The sequence below is a fragment of the Rothia sp. 32237D007AR genome, from assembly GCF_053544675.1.
This window is the reverse complement of the sequence record NZ_JBPPUO010000009.1, coordinates 15,961-30,547: the sequence shown is the minus strand read 5'-3', so window position 1 is coordinate 30,547 and position 14,587 is coordinate 15,961. Positions and strand designations below refer to the sequence as shown.

Sequence of the window (14,587 nt, the reverse complement as noted above, 5' to 3'; positions counted from 1 at the left end):
GCTAAGGAGCAAGAGGAATCTCTACTGCTTCTGGGGGTTAATGTCGGTGGCAGGTAACTTTCCGGTGATGACAGGGGTGTGGGTGCCTTGTTCTTCAGCAGGCTTTGTAGCTACCTTCTGGGCGGCGGCATCCTGGGCAAGATCTTCAGCAGTTACCACAGGAATCTGGCCTGTCTTGGGTATCAGGCCCTCAAATTCGGGTTCGGTGCCCAGCTTATATTCGGGGCGGATTGTTACCTCTTTAATCGAAGAGCTGTCTTCTTGGGCTCGGCGGTGGTATTCCTCGATGGGTACAACCTGCTTCCACTGGCGGGTTCGCATGGGAGGTAGTTCACCGGCGTCCTCGCGTAGGGCGCGCACTAGCATCCACATCTCCATGAACCCCATAATCCACATGGGAAAGCCGATAACGATGATGACGTTCTGTAATGCGGTTAGCCCGTCGTCACCTGCTGCAACCAGGATTGATGCAGAGACCAGGCCGATGGAGGCACCCCAGAAAATGCCCTGCTTCTTGGGTGCAGGTTTCTCATGGCCGTTGGCGATGGCATCCATCACCAGGGCGGCTGAGTCAATGGAGGTGACGAAGAAGATGGTGATAACTAGCAGGGTGAGGGCAGCGATGACCGGGAAGAGGGGGAAGTGGCTGAGGAATTCAAAGAGGGCGGCTGGGATGTCTTTCTTTTCAACGACGGTCTCTACCAGGGTGCCGTTTTCTTTGCGTTCGATGTGGAAGGCACTCATACCGAAGACGCCCACCCAGATCATGGTGAAAAGGGTGGGGGTAGCTAGCACACCCAGAATGAGCTGGCGCACGGTGCGGCCCTGGGAGATGCGGGCAATGAAAAGCCCTACGAAGGGTGCCCAGGTGACGGTCCAGGCCCAGTAGAAGACAGTCCAGCTGCCTACCCAGCCAGTATCGGCAAAGGTGTCGTTAAAGAGCATCATGACCGGCAGCTTTTGGATAAAGTAGCCGATACCTTCGATGGTGCCCAGGGTGACAAAGCGGGAGGCACCTGTCATCAGGACGAAGACTAGCAGGGCGATAGCCATGAGAATGTTGATGTAGGAAAGACGTTTCACGCCCTTGTCCATGCCCATGAGTACAGAGGTGATACCAGCGGCGGTAATGAGAGCGACGATAGCAGCCTGGATCCAGCCGCCCAGAGGAATACCGTACATGATGCCCAAACCAGAGTTAATCTGTAGGGCACCTAGACCAACGGAAACAGCGATACCAAAAACGGTGGAGACGATGGCAATAATATCGATGGTTTTACCGATAGGGCCGTGGATGCGCTCACCAAGGAGGGGCTGGAAGATGGAGGAGATGCGGGGAGGGAGCTTGCGTTTATAGGTGAAGTAACCAAAGGCTAGGGCGGGGACGGTAAAGATAATCCACATGCCCAGGCCAATGTGCCAGTTGCCGATGGCCAAAGCTTCTAGGGCTGCGTGGTCTGACTGGGGTTCTACCCCAGCATAGGGCGGGTTGGCGTAGTGGGTGATAGGTTCTGCTGCGCCCCAGAAAAGCAGCACAGCACCCACACCGGCGGCAAAGAGCATGCCGAACCAGGCCACCCCGGAATATTCAGGCACTGCATCGTCATTACCGATTTTGATGCGGCCAAAACGGCTCATTGCCATATAAATCAAGAAGGCAAAGAAGACGGCGTTGCCTAGAACATAGATCCAGCCTAGGTAGGTGATGATAAACCCTGAGATGTGCCCAATACCGTTAGACATAGCTGAGGGGAAGAGAACCATCAGCAGGGTAAAAACTAGAATGAACAGGGCAGATGAGAAGAAAATGACGGGGTTGGTGCGTAGCCCCAGCCGGTCGTGTAGCTTGTTCAGCACAGAATTATCCTGGTGGAAGTAAGGGTCTGACTGCACAGGCCCCTTGTAAACCACCGCCTGCGCAGGTGTTGCCCGGTTACTGGGCAACGTATCAATAATAAGCTGGCTTGGGGTTTATTTCCATTCCCCTAGGCCATTATTCACCCACCGAGAGAGCGGACACCTCAGCAAAAACCGCGCGCACCTGCGCAGCAGTGCGCTCCATGCCACCCGAATTATCAATAACCCAGGTAGCAACCGCTCGGCGCTGCGCATCACTAGCCTGAGCCTGCATGCGGGCACGAGCGTCCGCCTCACTCATCCCCCGCCCCTGAACCAGGCGACGCAAACGCTCCTGCGGATCCACCTGCACCACCATCACCCCATCAAACTCAGAAGCCTGCCCAGTCTCAACCAGCAAAGGGATATCCTCAACAATCACAACCCCCGGGCCGTGCTCCTGCACCGCAAGCTGCCGCTGACGCTGCGCCTCAGCCCGCACCGCCGGGTGCACAATAGCATTCAGCTGGGCACGAGCCTGCTCATCAGAAAACACCAAGGACGCTAACGCCGCCCGGTCAAGCTCCCCAGTCGGCAGTAAGATACCCTCACCAAAAGCGCGGACGGTCGCAGCCAGCACCGGCTGGCCAGGCTCCATGAGCTGACGAGAGATAGCATCAGCATCAATCAGCACAGCCCCGCACTCCACCAGCATCTTCGCCACCGTCGACTTACCCGACCCAATACCACCGGTCAAACCAATACGCACAACCACAGCACCTATCCCCTTTATCTTCAAGGCCCAGAAGCAACCATACTGCCCCACTAGCCTACGCCCACTGAGCACCACACACTAGAATAGACACCATGACTGATGAAACCCGCGCCAACCGCTACACCGTGCTCGCCACCCCAGAAGAAACCCGGCACCTACTAGAAATCAAGCGCAGCGAATTCATCGGCTATGCACAACGGGTCGAGTCAGAAGAAGAAGCCCGCGCCTTCATCGAATCGAAACGCAAAATCTACCACGACGCCCGCCACGTCTGCTCAGCCTTCATCATCGGGGCAGACCGCCAGATTCAACGCTCCAGCGACGACGGAGAACCAGCCGGCACAGCAGGCATCCCCATGCTCCAGGCCTTACTGGCTCGCCGCACCCAAGGGCGTGAAGGGCAAGAAGCTACAGACCTCTCCGATATTTGCACTGTTGTTGTGCGCTACTTCGGGGGCATCAAACTCGGGGCAGGAGGTCTGGTGCGCGCCTACACAGACGCAGTCGTTGCCACCTTAGACGCCGCCAATCTCACTGCCCGAGAACGCCTGCGTCTTGGCACCATCACGGCCTCTCACTGTGAGGCAGGGCGTTTCGAAAACGATCTTAGGGCCCTGGGTTATACGGTGCTGGGCACCGAATACACCGCCACCGGCGCTGATATCACCTTAGGGGTTTTTGACGACCAGGCCACCTGCGCCCACACAGAAAAAGCTCTCGCTGAGCTAACCGCTGGCTCAGGGCATATTGTATGGGGTAGCACCCAGTGGGTCGATCTACCCTAGTGACAGGCAACAGGGTTTGTCTTTCTGCATTTTCATAGAGTAAGGGCCCCTCACACTGTTCTAGTGTGAGGGGCCCTTACCTATCAGCTCACTCATTCAGTGAATGAGTTACCGGGATTAGTTGCCGGTCAGCTTCTTGCGCAGCTCAGCCAGTGCCTCGTCAGAAGCCAGGGTGCCGGTCTCGGCAGGCTTGTCTGAAGAGTATGAGGTGGGTGCAGCTTCAGCAGGAGCGGATGCGGGAGCAGCGGCGGCTGCTTCTGCGTCAGCTTCCAGAGCCTTAGCGACCTGTACCTTGTGAGCTTCCCAGCGAGCCTGGGCGTCAGCGTACTGCTGCTCCCATGCTGCACGCTGGGTTTCGAAGCCTTCGAGCCATTCGTTGGTCTCGGGGTCGAAGCCCTCGGGGTACTTGTAGTTACCCTCTTCATCGTATTCTGCGGCCATGCCGTAGAGAGCGGGGTCAAACTCGGTGGACTCAGGGTCTACACCTTCGTTGGCCTGCTTCAGTGACAGGGAGATGCGGCGGCGGTCCAGGTCGATGTCGATGACCTTGACGAACAGTTCGTCACCAACGGAGACAACCTGCTCTGCCAGATCCACGTGGCGAACAGCGAGTTCGGAGATGTGAACCAGGCCCTCGATGCCGTCTTCAACGCGAACGAATGCGCCGAAGGGTACAAGCTTGGTGACCTTACCGGGTACAACCTGACCCAGTGCGTGGGTGCGAGCGAATGCCTGCCAGGGGTCTTCCTGGGTAGCCTTCAGTGACAGTGAGACGCGCTCACGGTCGTGCTCAACGAGAAGAACTTCAACGGTAACTTCGTCGCCAACTTCGACAACCTCTGAGGGGTGGTCGATGTGCTTCCAGGAGAGTTCGGAAACGTGGACGAGACCGTCAACGCCGCCGAGGTCAACGAAGGCACCGAAGTTAACGATGGAGGAGACAACGCCGGTACGAACCTGGCCCTTTTCGAGCTGGTTGAGGAAGGTTGAACGGACCTCAGACTGGGTCTGCTCAAGCCATGCACGGCGGGACAGAACAACGTTGTTGCGGTTCTTGTCCAGCTCGATGATCTTGGCTTCGATTTCCTGGCCAATGTAGGGTGCCAGGTCGCGAACGCGACGCATTTCGACCAGTGAAGCAGGCAGGAAGCCACGCAGGCCGATGTCGAGGATAAGACCACCCTTGACAACCTCGATAACGGTACCGGTAACGACGCCGTCTTCTTCCTTGACCTTCTCGATGTCGCCCCAGGCGCGCTCGTACTGTGCGCGCTTCTTGGAGAGAATCAGGCGGCCTTCCTTGTCTTCCTTGGTGAGGACAAGAGCTTCAACGGTGTCACCAACAGAAACAACTTCGTCGGGATCTACGTCGTGCTTGATGGAAAGTTCACGTGAGGGGATGACACCTTCGGTCTTGTAACCGATGTCAAGCAGAACCTCGTCGTGGTCAACCTTGACAACTTCGCCTGAAACGAGATCGCCGTCGTTGAAGTACTTGATGGTTGCATCGACTGCTGCGAGGAATTCTTCTTCGTTGCCGATGTCGTTGATTGCAACCTGGGGAACGTTGGTGCTCATAGAGAGTAGGGCTCCAATATGGATAGTTTTCTAGGTCAATACAGGCAGACTCTTACGTGCTCCCGCGGTATAGCTTGAAGACTATGGTGCAGGGTAAGGCCCACATGGTTCGCTGTATTGAGCGTTGATACGGACAATATGATGTGCGAGTGCCGTGCGGACGCCGGAGCGAGCACTGTACACGCACAGATTCAAGTCTAGGGGGCACACAGGTGCCGGTCAATGCTTTGGTGGGCGTTTTCACCGCATGTTCACGGGAAAGTGAGGTGATGTTGGTCTTACCCCGCACCCGGGTGTGTTGCCCCAGCGTCCGCACCCCCACCGCAGCCCTTACTAATGCCCCGCCTCATGCCAGGAACGACCCCACCCAACCTGCACATCAAGAGGTACACGCAAAGAAGTAGCCCCACTCATCTCTTCCACCAAGATAGCCTCAGCAGCTTTTTCTTCACCTGCGGCCACCTCAAGAATCAGCTCATCATGAACCTGCAACAAGATACGGCTCGCCAGATTCTCACGGCGCAAACGCTCATCAATATTAATCATGGCAATCTTAATAATGTCAGCAGCCGTACCCTGAATAGGCGAATTCAAGGCAGCACGCTCAGCAGCCTCACGACGCTGACGGTTAGAAGACGCCAAATCAGGCAGAGCACGGCGGCGGCCAAACATGGTCTCAGTGTAACCAGTCTTATGAGCCTCACGGACAATAGAACGCAAAAACTTACCAACCCTACCAAAACGCTGGAAATAGTTGCTGCGCAAACTCGTCGCTTCATCAACACTAATACCCAGCTGCTTAGACAAGCCAAAAGGCGAAAGACCATAAGCTAGCCCATAACTCATAGCTTTGACCTTAGAGCGCATCTGGGCAGTGACATCCTCAGGGGCAACCCCAAACACCTCAGAACCCACATAACGGTGCAAATCCTCCCCCGCCTGGTAGGCGGCAATCAGATCCTCATCATCAGACAGATGCACCATAATGCGCATCTCAATCTGAGAATAGTCAGCGGTGAGCAAGGTAGTGTAATCGGTGCCCTCAACCGGTTCAGGTGCCACCACAAAAGCATCACGAATCTTCCGCCCCTCTTCAGTCCGAATAGGGATATTCTGCAAGTTAGGGTCAGTTGATGAAAGACGACCAGTAGCAGCCACATTCTGCTGGTAGGTGGTGTGAATACGCCCATCTGCTGCAGTTGCCTTACGCAACCCCTCAACGGTCTGCTTAAGCTTGGTGTAATCACGGTAGGTTTGCAGCTCACCGAGAAAAGAGGCCCCCCGGCTCTCAGAATCTACCTGCCCCAAAATCCCTGCAAGAGAATCAGCATCAGTAGAATAGCCACTCTTGAGCTTGCGGGTGGTCGGCAACTCCAGCTCATCAAAAAGGACGCCCTGCAGCTGCTTAGGTGAGGAAAGATTCACCTCATGCCCCAAAATCTCATAAGCAGCATCGGTGGCGCGGGTAACATGCTCACCATAGTAGCTCTTGAGCTCTGAGATAGCATGAGCATCAATCGCCACACCAGCAATTTCCATGCGGGCCAAGGCAGAGGCAGCCGGCAACTCAATTTCCTCATAAAGACCCAACTGGTTCTTAGCCACCAGATCAAGGTGCAAAGCATACGCCAACTCCTGCACAAAGCGCCCCAGCAGACCCTGGTAAGCCGTATCAACCGCAGGCTCCAAGGAGAAAAGCTCCCCCTGCTCTTGCTGCTGCGGGGCAGCCGGGTAGGTTTGACGCAGATAGTCGCGGGTCAAATCTTCTAACATCTCACGGTGGCCACGGCGGCGGGCAGTAGGGATAAAACCACACACATAAGAAGAAAGCATGGGGTCTTCCACTACACCTGCCAGAGGCAACCCATAAGCGGCAAGAGACTTATAGGTCTGCTTCACATCGAAGATAATTTTAGGGGCGCTCGCATCACCCAACCAGTCACCGAGAGCTGCGCGGACGCCGTCCGCCTGCTTCTCAAAACCCAGGTAGGCAACGCGGGCACCGGCAACCAGCACCAGACCATGCAAGGCCTGGCCGTGGGCCAGCCCCTTCTCCCTGGCCTCTTCATCGACCACAGGCCACAGGGTAAGAGCCTGGGCTAGACGCTCAGGCAGCTCAGCAGCACGCTCAACCGCACCCAGCGCATCAGGGGCAGAGGCAAGGAAAGCACCAAAAGACTCCGCACTCTCTAGCACTTCTACAGCATCAACAGTAATCTCAAGGGCAGGAGCTAGCTGGCTCAACCCATCAAACAGTTCAGCTACACGCTTGCGAATAGAGTTGAACTCCAGGTAATCGAAGAGTTCTTCAAGTTCCTCACTCTTGGGGCCATAGCCTGTAGCCTCTTCAAGAGCAACGGGCAGCTCAAGATCATCAACCAAGCGGTTAAGGCGGCGGTTGCGCACCACATCGTCCATGTGCTCACGCAGGGCCTCACCCTTCTTACCCTTAATTTTATCGGCGTTCTCTAACACCCCAGCCAAATCGCCGTACTCGTTAATCCACTTGGCGGCAAAACCTGGGCCCACACCGGGCACACCCGGCAGGTTATCAGCCTGCTCACCGGTCAGCGCAGCCAAATCAGGGTAAAGGTGAGGGGCAACCTTATATTTTTCTTCCACAGCCGCCGGGGTCATATAACGAATACCCTTAGTGGGGCCGGTCGTCACCGGGTAGAGCACCGTGACAGTATCACTCACCAGCTGGAAGGCATCACGGTCACCTGAAACAATCTGCACCTCAAAGCCAGCTTCACGCCCCTGACGGGTGTAGGTAGCCACAATATCGTCCGCCTCATAACGGGGCAGGGTCACCGACGGAATATTCAGGGCCGCCAGGGCCTTCTGAATCAGCTCAATCTGGCCCAGAAACTCCTGCGGTGTCTCATTTCGTCCGCCCTTGTACTCGCCGTATTCCTCAGTGCGGAAAGTACCACCTGATAAATCAAAAGCCACAATAATATGGCTAGGCTGCTCATTTTTAATCAGTAAAATCAGGGTCGAAAGGAAGCCATGAACCGCATTAGTGTGCTGGCCCTCAGCGTTCACAAAGACATCCACCGGGGTGCCGTAAAAGGAGCGGAAAGCCAAAGAGTGCCCATCAATGAGCATGAGTTTACCGGGTGCAGGGGCAGAAGTTTCAGGTCTAGTCATCACGCCTACCATCCTACCGTCTGCCCTGAAACCAACCTAGCCTCACAATTCTCCCCTGCTCTACCATAGAGAGCACATACCAGCCCACCAGCACAGAAAAACCAACCCAGGAAGAGACCATGAGTAAGCAAACCCAGCAGAGCAGCAACTACCAGCAGATACTAGAAGAACGAGGCTCAGGGGCCCTGGCAGAAAAACTCGGTATCACCATCATCGAAGCCTCCCCCGAACTGACCATTGCCACCATGCCAGTTGAAGGGAACACCCAGCCCATGGGCTTACTGCACGGTGGCGCTTCTGCTGCTTTTGCTGAAACCGTAGGCTCACTTTCTGCCTATCTTTCAGTGGCTAACCAGAACAAGGCGGCTGTAGGGGTGGATTTGAACATTACCCACCTGCGCTCTGTGCGGTCAGGTACTGTCACCGCCACCTGTAAGGCTGTCAAACTGGGCCGCACCGTCTGCGTACACGCCATTGACATCACCGATGAGGCTCATAAGCTCGTGGCCACAGCCCGCATCACCAACAACATTATCGACCTGCCCTAGCCAAGGCAGTCGCCGCCCCAGGCTAGGACAGGGCGGGGCAGGACGGGACAGGGCCGGGGCTTCCGGCGTCCTGCTAAACTAGCAGTTTGTGCAATCGCACCCAGACCACACATACCCCCAAGGAACCCCATGAAAAAGATTCCTCTGCTCGTGTGGATTATCGTCGCAATCATCGGCGGTATCCTCATTGGAGCCTTCACCCCCGGCCTCATCTCCGGCATCAACGACGCCCTAGGGTCAGCTATCCCCACCGACTTCGTCGTTCAACTCTTTGTTTCATTCTCCACCGTCTTCAGCGCCTTCCTCAGCTTCGCGATTCCGCTAATTATCATCGGCTTCATCGTGCCCGGCATCGGCTCCCTCGCTAAGGGCGCAGGCAAACTCCTGGGCACCACCGTAGCCCTTTCCTACATTTCCTCCATCGCAGCAGGCTTCCTAGCTCTGGGTGTAGCCTACTTCCTCTACCCCATCATCCTTAAAGGTCAGCAGCTCACCGCCTTCCAGAACCCTGAAGAAGCTCTCTCTGCTGGCTACATCGAATTCACCCTTGACCCCATCATGTCGGTCATGAGCGCCCTGATTCTGGCCTTCATCATGGGTCTAGGTATCACCGCCCTACAGGGTAAGAACATGCTGGTCCTCTTCCAGGACTTCCAGACCATCATCGAAAAGCTCCTGGCCTACGTCATTATCCCCCTCCTGCCGGTGCACATCGTTGGTGTCTTCGCCAATATGACCATGGCAGGGCAGGTCGGCCAGATTCTTGCTGTCTTCGGTAAGGTCTTCATCATGGTGCTCATCTTGCACTGGGTCATGCTGGCTATCCAGTACACCGTCGCCGGTGCCACCTCCCAGCGCAACCCCCTCACCATGCTGCGCGGCATGCTCCCTGCCTACTTCACCGCTATCGGCACTCAGTCATCAGCAGCCACCATACCCGTGACCGTGGCCTCCGCTAAGAAGGTGGGCATCAAGGGCAAGATCGTGGACTTCGCTATCCCCCTGTGCGCCACTATCCACCTCTCCGGCTCCATGATCACCATTACCTCCTGCTCAGTGGCCGTGGTCTACATGACCAGCGGCTCCCTGAGCTTCACCGCCATGATCCCTGTGGTTCTGGTACTGGGCCTCATGATGGTTGCAGCCCCCGGTGTGCCCGGTGGCGCTGTTATGACCGCTATCGGCCTCTTGCAGTCCATGCTGGGCTTCGACGAGTCCATGATTGCCCTCATGATTGCCCTCTACCTGGCCCAGGACTCCTTCGGCACCGCCACCAACGTCACCGGCGACGCCGCCATCGCCTCACTGACCGAGCGCGTAGCTCAAAACTTCGGTGCGAACGAGGAGGACCTACCCGAGTCTGACGAACACCAAGGCAGCCTGGCAGCAGCCCACTAACCGCTACGAGAAGAAAGGCCCCCCATGAGCGCTCACACCCGAAAACTGATCGGTAACATTTTCTTAGTTCTTACCATCATCTTCGCCATCACTGCCCTGAATCAGGGCGGGCTCTGGTGGGCCATCCTCGCCCTGAGCACAGCCGTCACGCTCTGGGGTATCGGTACCAAGAGCAGCCATAAAGGCTCCCTCTAGCACCCTCTGCGGGGTGGCAGCAGCCAGCCCCGCAGGGCCCCACCCCACCGGCAGGCACCCACACCCTTAAAACGTCAAGCCCGCCCCAGCCTAGGCTGGGGCGGGCTTGACTATAGGCGGTGAGCCTTTAGCCTAGTGCACCTGCTTCACAATAGTTTCAGCAACATCACGCATAGAGAGACGACGATCCATAGAGGTCTTCTGAATCCAGCGGAAAGCCTCAGGCTCACTCAAACCCATCTTGGTCATGAGCAAGGACTTAGCCCGATCGACCAGTTTGCGCGTCTCAAACTGGTCCTTGATGTTAGTGACTTCATCCTGAAGAGCACGAATCTGCTCATAACGGCTAATAGCCACCTCAATAGCAGGAATCAAATCATTAGGGGTAAAAGGCTTGACCACATAGGCCATGGCCCCAGCCTCAGCTGCACGGTCCACGAGTTCCTTCTGACTGAAAGCAGTCAGAAGGACGACCGGGGCCAGCTGCTGCTCGTTAATCTGCCCGGCGGCTTCAATACCGTCCATAATGGGCATATTAATATCCATGAGCACCAGGTCAGGGCGGTGCTCTTCAACTAGCTCTACAGCCTTTTTGCCATTATCGGTTTCGGCAATGACCTTAAAGCCCTGATCTTTGAGCATTTCGACGATATCGAGGCGAATCAAGGCCTCGTCTTCAGCGACGACGACGGTGCGCGCGGGCTGCTGATCGTGGTTCTCGGGCTCTTGGGTGGTCTGCTCTGACATACCCTGCTCCTTAGGTCGTTTCAGCGTTAACCTTATTAAAGTTCGCTCGTTGTGTAAAAAGTTCGCTGTTCTATTTTCGCACGCTCGCACCCCTCTAAGCCCGTATGGACGGGGTGACGGTGCGTACCCTTTTCGACTCCCATCATAGTAGAGCAAAGCCCCTTACTTCTAGGAAAAATACGCCGATTGGCGTTCGGCAGGTAAAACAGTGTATTGTAGAAGAGCTTTCGCACTTGCCCAAGTGGCGGAATTGGCAGACGCGCCGCACTCAAAATGCGGTTCTTCGGAGTGTGGGTTCGAGTCCCACCTTGGGCACACAACAAGCTCCCGGCCTGGTACAACATTCCAGGTCGGGGGCTTTTCTTTTATCTCACAACAATGCGGCAGCCTTTGACCCCTCAAGTACTCCCCTACACACACGAAACCCGCCTGCCCCATCGATGGAGCAGGCGGGCCGGTGTGGATACAAGACCGGAGCTTGGCTCTGATCTTGTGGTTCCTACGGTGGTTCGTTCCAAAACCATCTGTCCGGTCTTGAACCACCAATAATTAGTCTACACCTATTAGGCAGGTTAAAGTACATTTATCAATCAAATAGGTAACTTTACCCCTATATGACAAAGGACCACCCCACCCAACAGTTAGACACCAAGACCAGGTAAAAACCTAGTCAGTGTAGGGGCAGACCTGCTCACGGGCCTCAGGCAGCACAGCACCAGCGTCATCAAGGTCGCCCACACGGTGCACCTTAACAGTGTTAGTTGAACCGGCAACGCCGGGAGGTGAACCGGCAGCCATCACAATCAAATCGTTAGCTTCTGCCAGGCCATTAGCCAGCATGTAACGGTCAACTGCAGCTGTCATCTCGTCCGTATCTTTAGCAGTGGGTGATACCGCAGCCTCAACACCCCACAGCAAAGAAAGGAAAGCACGCACAGAAGGCTCAGGGGTCAAAGCCAGCACAGGCTTAGCCGGACGCAGGCGGGCCAGACGGCGGGCAGTGTCGCCAGACTGGGTGAAGCTAGCAATATATTTAACATCCAACTGGTCAGCAATATTGACCGCCGCACGGGTGATAGCGCCGCCACGGGTCTTAGGTGAAGTACCCAGCTCAGGCACACGGAAGAGGCCACGCTCTTCGGTGGACTTAATAATGCGGGCCATAGTCTGAATGGTAATGATGGGGTACTTACCCACTGAGGTCTCACCAGAGAGCATAACCGCATCGGCACCGTCCAGAATAGCGTTAGCGCAGTCTGATGCTTCTGCACGGGTGGGGGTAGGGTTCTGAATCATGGTTTCTAGCACCTGGGTTGCCACAATAACGGGCTTTGCCCAGCGACGAGCCAGCTCAATGGCGCGCTTTTGCACCAGGGGCACTTCTTCGAGGGGGAACTCCACGCCCAGGTCGCCACGGGCCACCATGATACCGTCAAACTTATCGACAATATCCTGCAGGTTCTCAACAGCCTGAGGCTTCTCAATCTTGGCGATAACAGCAACCTTGCGGCCTTCTTCTGCCATGATTTCGTGAACACGCTGAATATCGTCACCTGAGCGCACGAACGAAAGAGCGATAATATCGACGCCCAAGTTCAGGGCAAAACGCAGGTCGCGCTCGTCCTTCTCAGTCAGGGCAGGGATAGAAACAGCAACACCGGGCAGGTTAATGCCCTTGTTGTTAGAAACAGGGCCGCCCACAATGACGCGGGTGGTTACGGTAGTCTCATCAACCTCGATAGCTTCAAGACGGATCTTGCCGTCATCAACCAGCAGGGTATCGCCGGGGTTAACGTCCCCGGGGAGGCCCTTGAAGGTGGTGCCGCAGATTTCTTTGGTGCCTTCGACATCTTCAATGGTGATTTTGAAGGTGTCGCCAGGTTCAAGAATTTCTGCACCGTTCTTGAAGGTTGCTAGGCGGATCTTGGGGCCCTGCAGGTCTGCGAGAATCGCGACATTGCGGCCAAGGCGTTCAGCCTGCTCGCGGATGGTTGTGTATGAGTTGGTGTGTACCTCATGGTCACCGTGGCTCATGTTCAGACGGGCAACATTCATGCCCGCTTCGATAGCCGCTGCAATTTTCTCCGGTGCAGAAATTGCGGGGCCAATAGTACAAACAATCTTTGCGCGTCTCATCAATCAACCTTAGGTATGTAGGGGTCTGAGAACCATGGCGTGGTTTCTGTTAGTAGCGGTTTGCTGACCGCCCCTAACCAGCCTCTGTGGAGAGGGCTGTGAAACCAACGTGTCCACTGCCTCATTATACGTTGCTTCACACAAACAAATGTGTCATCTTGCTTGTCACCTTTGAGAGCACCCGCCCCAGAGGCGTATCCTGAATGCGGAAGACTAAGCTAGCAACTTACCTACAACCTGACGAAAGACTGCTCATGACTACCCCCAACGTCCTTATCCTCTTCGGCTCCACCTACGGCCACACCGAACGCTACGCCCAGTGGATTGCAGAAGACCTGCGCGCCCACGCGTCCGCCCCCCAGGTCACCCTCTGCCCCTCCACCGAAGCTACCGACGACATGATCACAGCAGCGGACGTGCTCATCGTAGGCGCTAGCTACCTGGGCGGCTTCCTCACCGGCGCCCCCACTCTGCGCAAGCGCCGCGAAGCTATGCTCACCGTTCCCCACCGTGTCTTCTACACTGTTTCCTTCAACGGCACCGAACTCTACCCCCGCACCTACCTGGATGAGCGCGTCATGAAGAGCTACAAGGCCGATGTTGCAGGCGGCCGCCCCGCCTTCCACTTCCGCGGGGGCCTCAAAATGAACGAAATGACCCGCCTGCACAAGACCGCCCTGGCCGGCGTCAAGACCGCCTACAAGCTCAAGCCCAAGCAGAACGAATACGACAAGCAGCTTATTGAAGCCTTCGAAAACGGCGGGGCTGACCACACCAACCGCGAATGGATTGCCCCCCTGGTTGCTGAAGTCGAAACCTACCTCACCGATATCGCCGCCTCCTAACCATGAAGACGCTCCTGATTGCCTACGGTAGCCAGTATGGTTACACCGAGCAGTACGCCCGCTGGGCCGGTCAGCAGCTTGAAGGGCAGTTTGCCCTCCACCTCTTGCCCCTAGAGCAGCTCACCAAGCCTGCCCTAGACGGGGCGGACGTAGTCGTAGCAGGTCTGAGCGACTACGGCGGGTTTCTCACCGGGGCGCAAGAACTCAAAAAGTACGACCAGAAGCTCAAGGCCAAGCCCTTTGCCCTCTTCACTGTTTCATTCAGTGGCCTAGAAGGGGCTAGCCAGCAGAAGCTCGATGCCCTGCTGGCGAGAAACCTGGGTGAGGCCCTGGTGAAGGACGCCCTGGGCACCTTTCATCTGCGCGGCGGCTTAGACCACACCCGGCTATCCTTCAAGCACAAGACCGTGATGGTAGGGATTCGCTCAGCGATTGCGGCCCTGCCCAAAAAGTCTGAGGCTAACCAGCAGATGCTAGAGAGCTTCGCCCAAAAAACCGTGGACTACTCTAGCAAGGAGCAGATTACCCCTCTCGTGCAGGCAGTAGCTGCCCTAGCATAAGAAAAGCACCGGGCAGGTAGACTCACAGAAG

The 14,587-nt window shown here is 56.1% G+C and carries 12 protein-coding genes and 1 tRNA gene; 7 read left to right on the top strand and 6 right to left on the bottom strand.

The window, feature by feature from the left end; translation table 11 throughout:
• Window positions 1-21 precede the first annotated feature (21 nt).
• Together ACED87_RS06885 and coaE are read right to left on the bottom strand one after the other, a co-directional pair.
• Window positions 22-1,893, bottom strand: coding sequence for a BCCT family transporter (locus ACED87_RS06885; RefSeq protein WP_449083632.1), 1,872 nt, complete (start codon window positions 1,891-1,893; stop codon window positions 22-24).
• 100 nt (window positions 1,894-1,993) lie between these two features.
• A complete protein-coding gene (gene coaE, locus ACED87_RS06880) occupies window positions 1,994-2,611 on the bottom strand; it encodes a dephospho-CoA kinase (protein WP_449083634.1) in 618 nt (205 codons plus the stop codon).
• Between the two features lie 92 nt (window positions 2,612-2,703).
• Here coaE and ACED87_RS06875 point away from each other — a divergent pair, with 92 nt between their 5' ends.
• Entirely contained in the window at window positions 2,704-3,396 is a 693-nt protein-coding gene (locus tag ACED87_RS06875; RefSeq protein WP_449083635.1) for an IMPACT family protein, read from the top strand.
• Between the two features lie 117 nt (window positions 3,397-3,513).
• Here the strand turns inward: ACED87_RS06875 and rpsA are convergent, their stop codons facing one another.
• Both rpsA and polA read right to left on the bottom strand, forming a co-directional pair.
• A complete protein-coding gene (gene rpsA, locus ACED87_RS06870; RefSeq protein ID WP_449083637.1) occupies window positions 3,514-4,974 on the bottom strand; it encodes a 30S ribosomal protein S1 in 1,461 nt (486 codons plus the stop codon).
• Between the two features lie 333 nt (window positions 4,975-5,307).
• On the bottom strand, window positions 5,308-8,127 hold the full coding sequence (polA, locus tag ACED87_RS06865) for a DNA polymerase I (RefSeq protein WP_449083638.1): 2,820 nt from the start codon (window positions 8,125-8,127) through the stop codon (window positions 5,308-5,310).
• 119 nt (window positions 8,128-8,246) lie between these two features.
• Here polA and ACED87_RS06860 point away from each other — a divergent pair, with 119 nt between their 5' ends.
• The 3 genes from ACED87_RS06860 to ACED87_RS06850 all read left to right on the top strand — a co-directional run bounded on the left by ACED87_RS06860 (window position 8,247) and on the right by ACED87_RS06850 (window position 10,268).
• A complete protein-coding gene (locus tag ACED87_RS06860) occupies window positions 8,247-8,675 on the top strand; it encodes a PaaI family thioesterase (RefSeq protein WP_449083640.1) in 429 nt (142 codons plus the stop codon).
• A 129-nt stretch (window positions 8,676-8,804) separates the two neighbouring features.
• Window positions 8,805-10,073: a dicarboxylate/amino acid:cation symporter gene (locus ACED87_RS06855; RefSeq protein WP_449083641.1), complete on the top strand. Its 1,269-nt coding sequence runs from the start codon at window positions 8,805-8,807 to the stop codon at window positions 10,071-10,073.
• A 24-nt stretch (window positions 10,074-10,097) separates the two neighbouring features.
• Complete coding sequence (locus ACED87_RS06850) at window positions 10,098-10,268, top strand: hypothetical protein (protein WP_449083642.1); 171 nt, start codon at window positions 10,098-10,100, stop codon at window positions 10,266-10,268.
• Between the two features lie 132 nt (window positions 10,269-10,400).
• On the opposite strand, the gene ACED87_RS06845 is transcribed toward ACED87_RS06850, so the two are convergent.
• Window positions 10,401-11,015, bottom strand: a complete 615-nt coding sequence (locus ACED87_RS06845; RefSeq protein WP_449083644.1) for an ANTAR domain-containing response regulator — start codon at window positions 11,013-11,015, stop codon at window positions 10,401-10,403.
• 235 nt (window positions 11,016-11,250) lie between these two features.
• Between ACED87_RS06845 and ACED87_RS06840 the strand changes: the two genes are divergently transcribed.
• Window positions 11,251-11,330, top strand: a tRNA-Leu gene (locus ACED87_RS06840).
• A gap of 351 nt (window positions 11,331-11,681) precedes the next feature.
• Here ACED87_RS06840 and pyk read toward each other — a convergent pair.
• Window positions 11,682-13,151, bottom strand: a complete 1,470-nt coding sequence (gene pyk, locus ACED87_RS06835; protein ID WP_449083646.1) for a pyruvate kinase — start codon at window positions 13,149-13,151, stop codon at window positions 11,682-11,684.
• Between the two features lie 254 nt (window positions 13,152-13,405).
• On the opposite strand from pyk, the gene ACED87_RS06830 reads away from it, so the two are divergent.
• Window positions 13,406-13,996 carry a flavodoxin domain-containing protein gene (locus ACED87_RS06830; RefSeq protein WP_449083648.1) on the top strand — a complete coding sequence of 197 codons (591 nt, stop codon included), beginning with the start codon at window positions 13,406-13,408 and terminating at the stop codon, window positions 13,994-13,996.
• Between the two features lie 2 nt (window positions 13,997-13,998).
• Entirely contained in the window at window positions 13,999-14,556 is a 558-nt protein-coding gene (locus ACED87_RS06825; protein WP_449083649.1) for a flavodoxin domain-containing protein, read from the top strand.
• Window positions 14,557-14,587 lie beyond the last annotated feature (31 nt).

Coding starts and splice junctions, on each gene's coding strand:
- ACED87_RS06875 (WP_449083635.1), top strand. CDS start 2,704: ATGACTGATGAAACCCGCGCCAACCGCTACACCGTGCTCGCCACCCCA.
- rpsA (WP_449083637.1), bottom strand. CDS start 4,974: ATGAGCACCAACGTTCCCCAGGTTGCAATCAACGACATCGGCAACGAA.
- polA (WP_449083638.1), bottom strand. CDS start 8,127: ATGACTAGACCTGAAACTTCTGCCCCTGCACCCGGTAAACTCATGCTC.
- ACED87_RS06860 (WP_449083640.1), top strand. CDS start 8,247: ATGAGTAAGCAAACCCAGCAGAGCAGCAACTACCAGCAGATACTAGAA.
- ACED87_RS06855 (WP_449083641.1), top strand. CDS start 8,805: ATGAAAAAGATTCCTCTGCTCGTGTGGATTATCGTCGCAATCATCGGC.
- ACED87_RS06850 (WP_449083642.1), top strand. CDS start 10,098: ATGAGCGCTCACACCCGAAAACTGATCGGTAACATTTTCTTAGTTCTT.
- ACED87_RS06845 (WP_449083644.1), bottom strand. CDS start 11,015: ATGTCAGAGCAGACCACCCAAGAGCCCGAGAACCACGATCAGCAGCCC.
- pyk (WP_449083646.1), bottom strand. CDS start 13,151: ATGAGACGCGCAAAGATTGTTTGTACTATTGGCCCCGCAATTTCTGCA.
- ACED87_RS06830 (WP_449083648.1), top strand. CDS start 13,406: ATGACTACCCCCAACGTCCTTATCCTCTTCGGCTCCACCTACGGCCAC.
- ACED87_RS06825 (WP_449083649.1), top strand. CDS start 13,999: ATGAAGACGCTCCTGATTGCCTACGGTAGCCAGTATGGTTACACCGAG.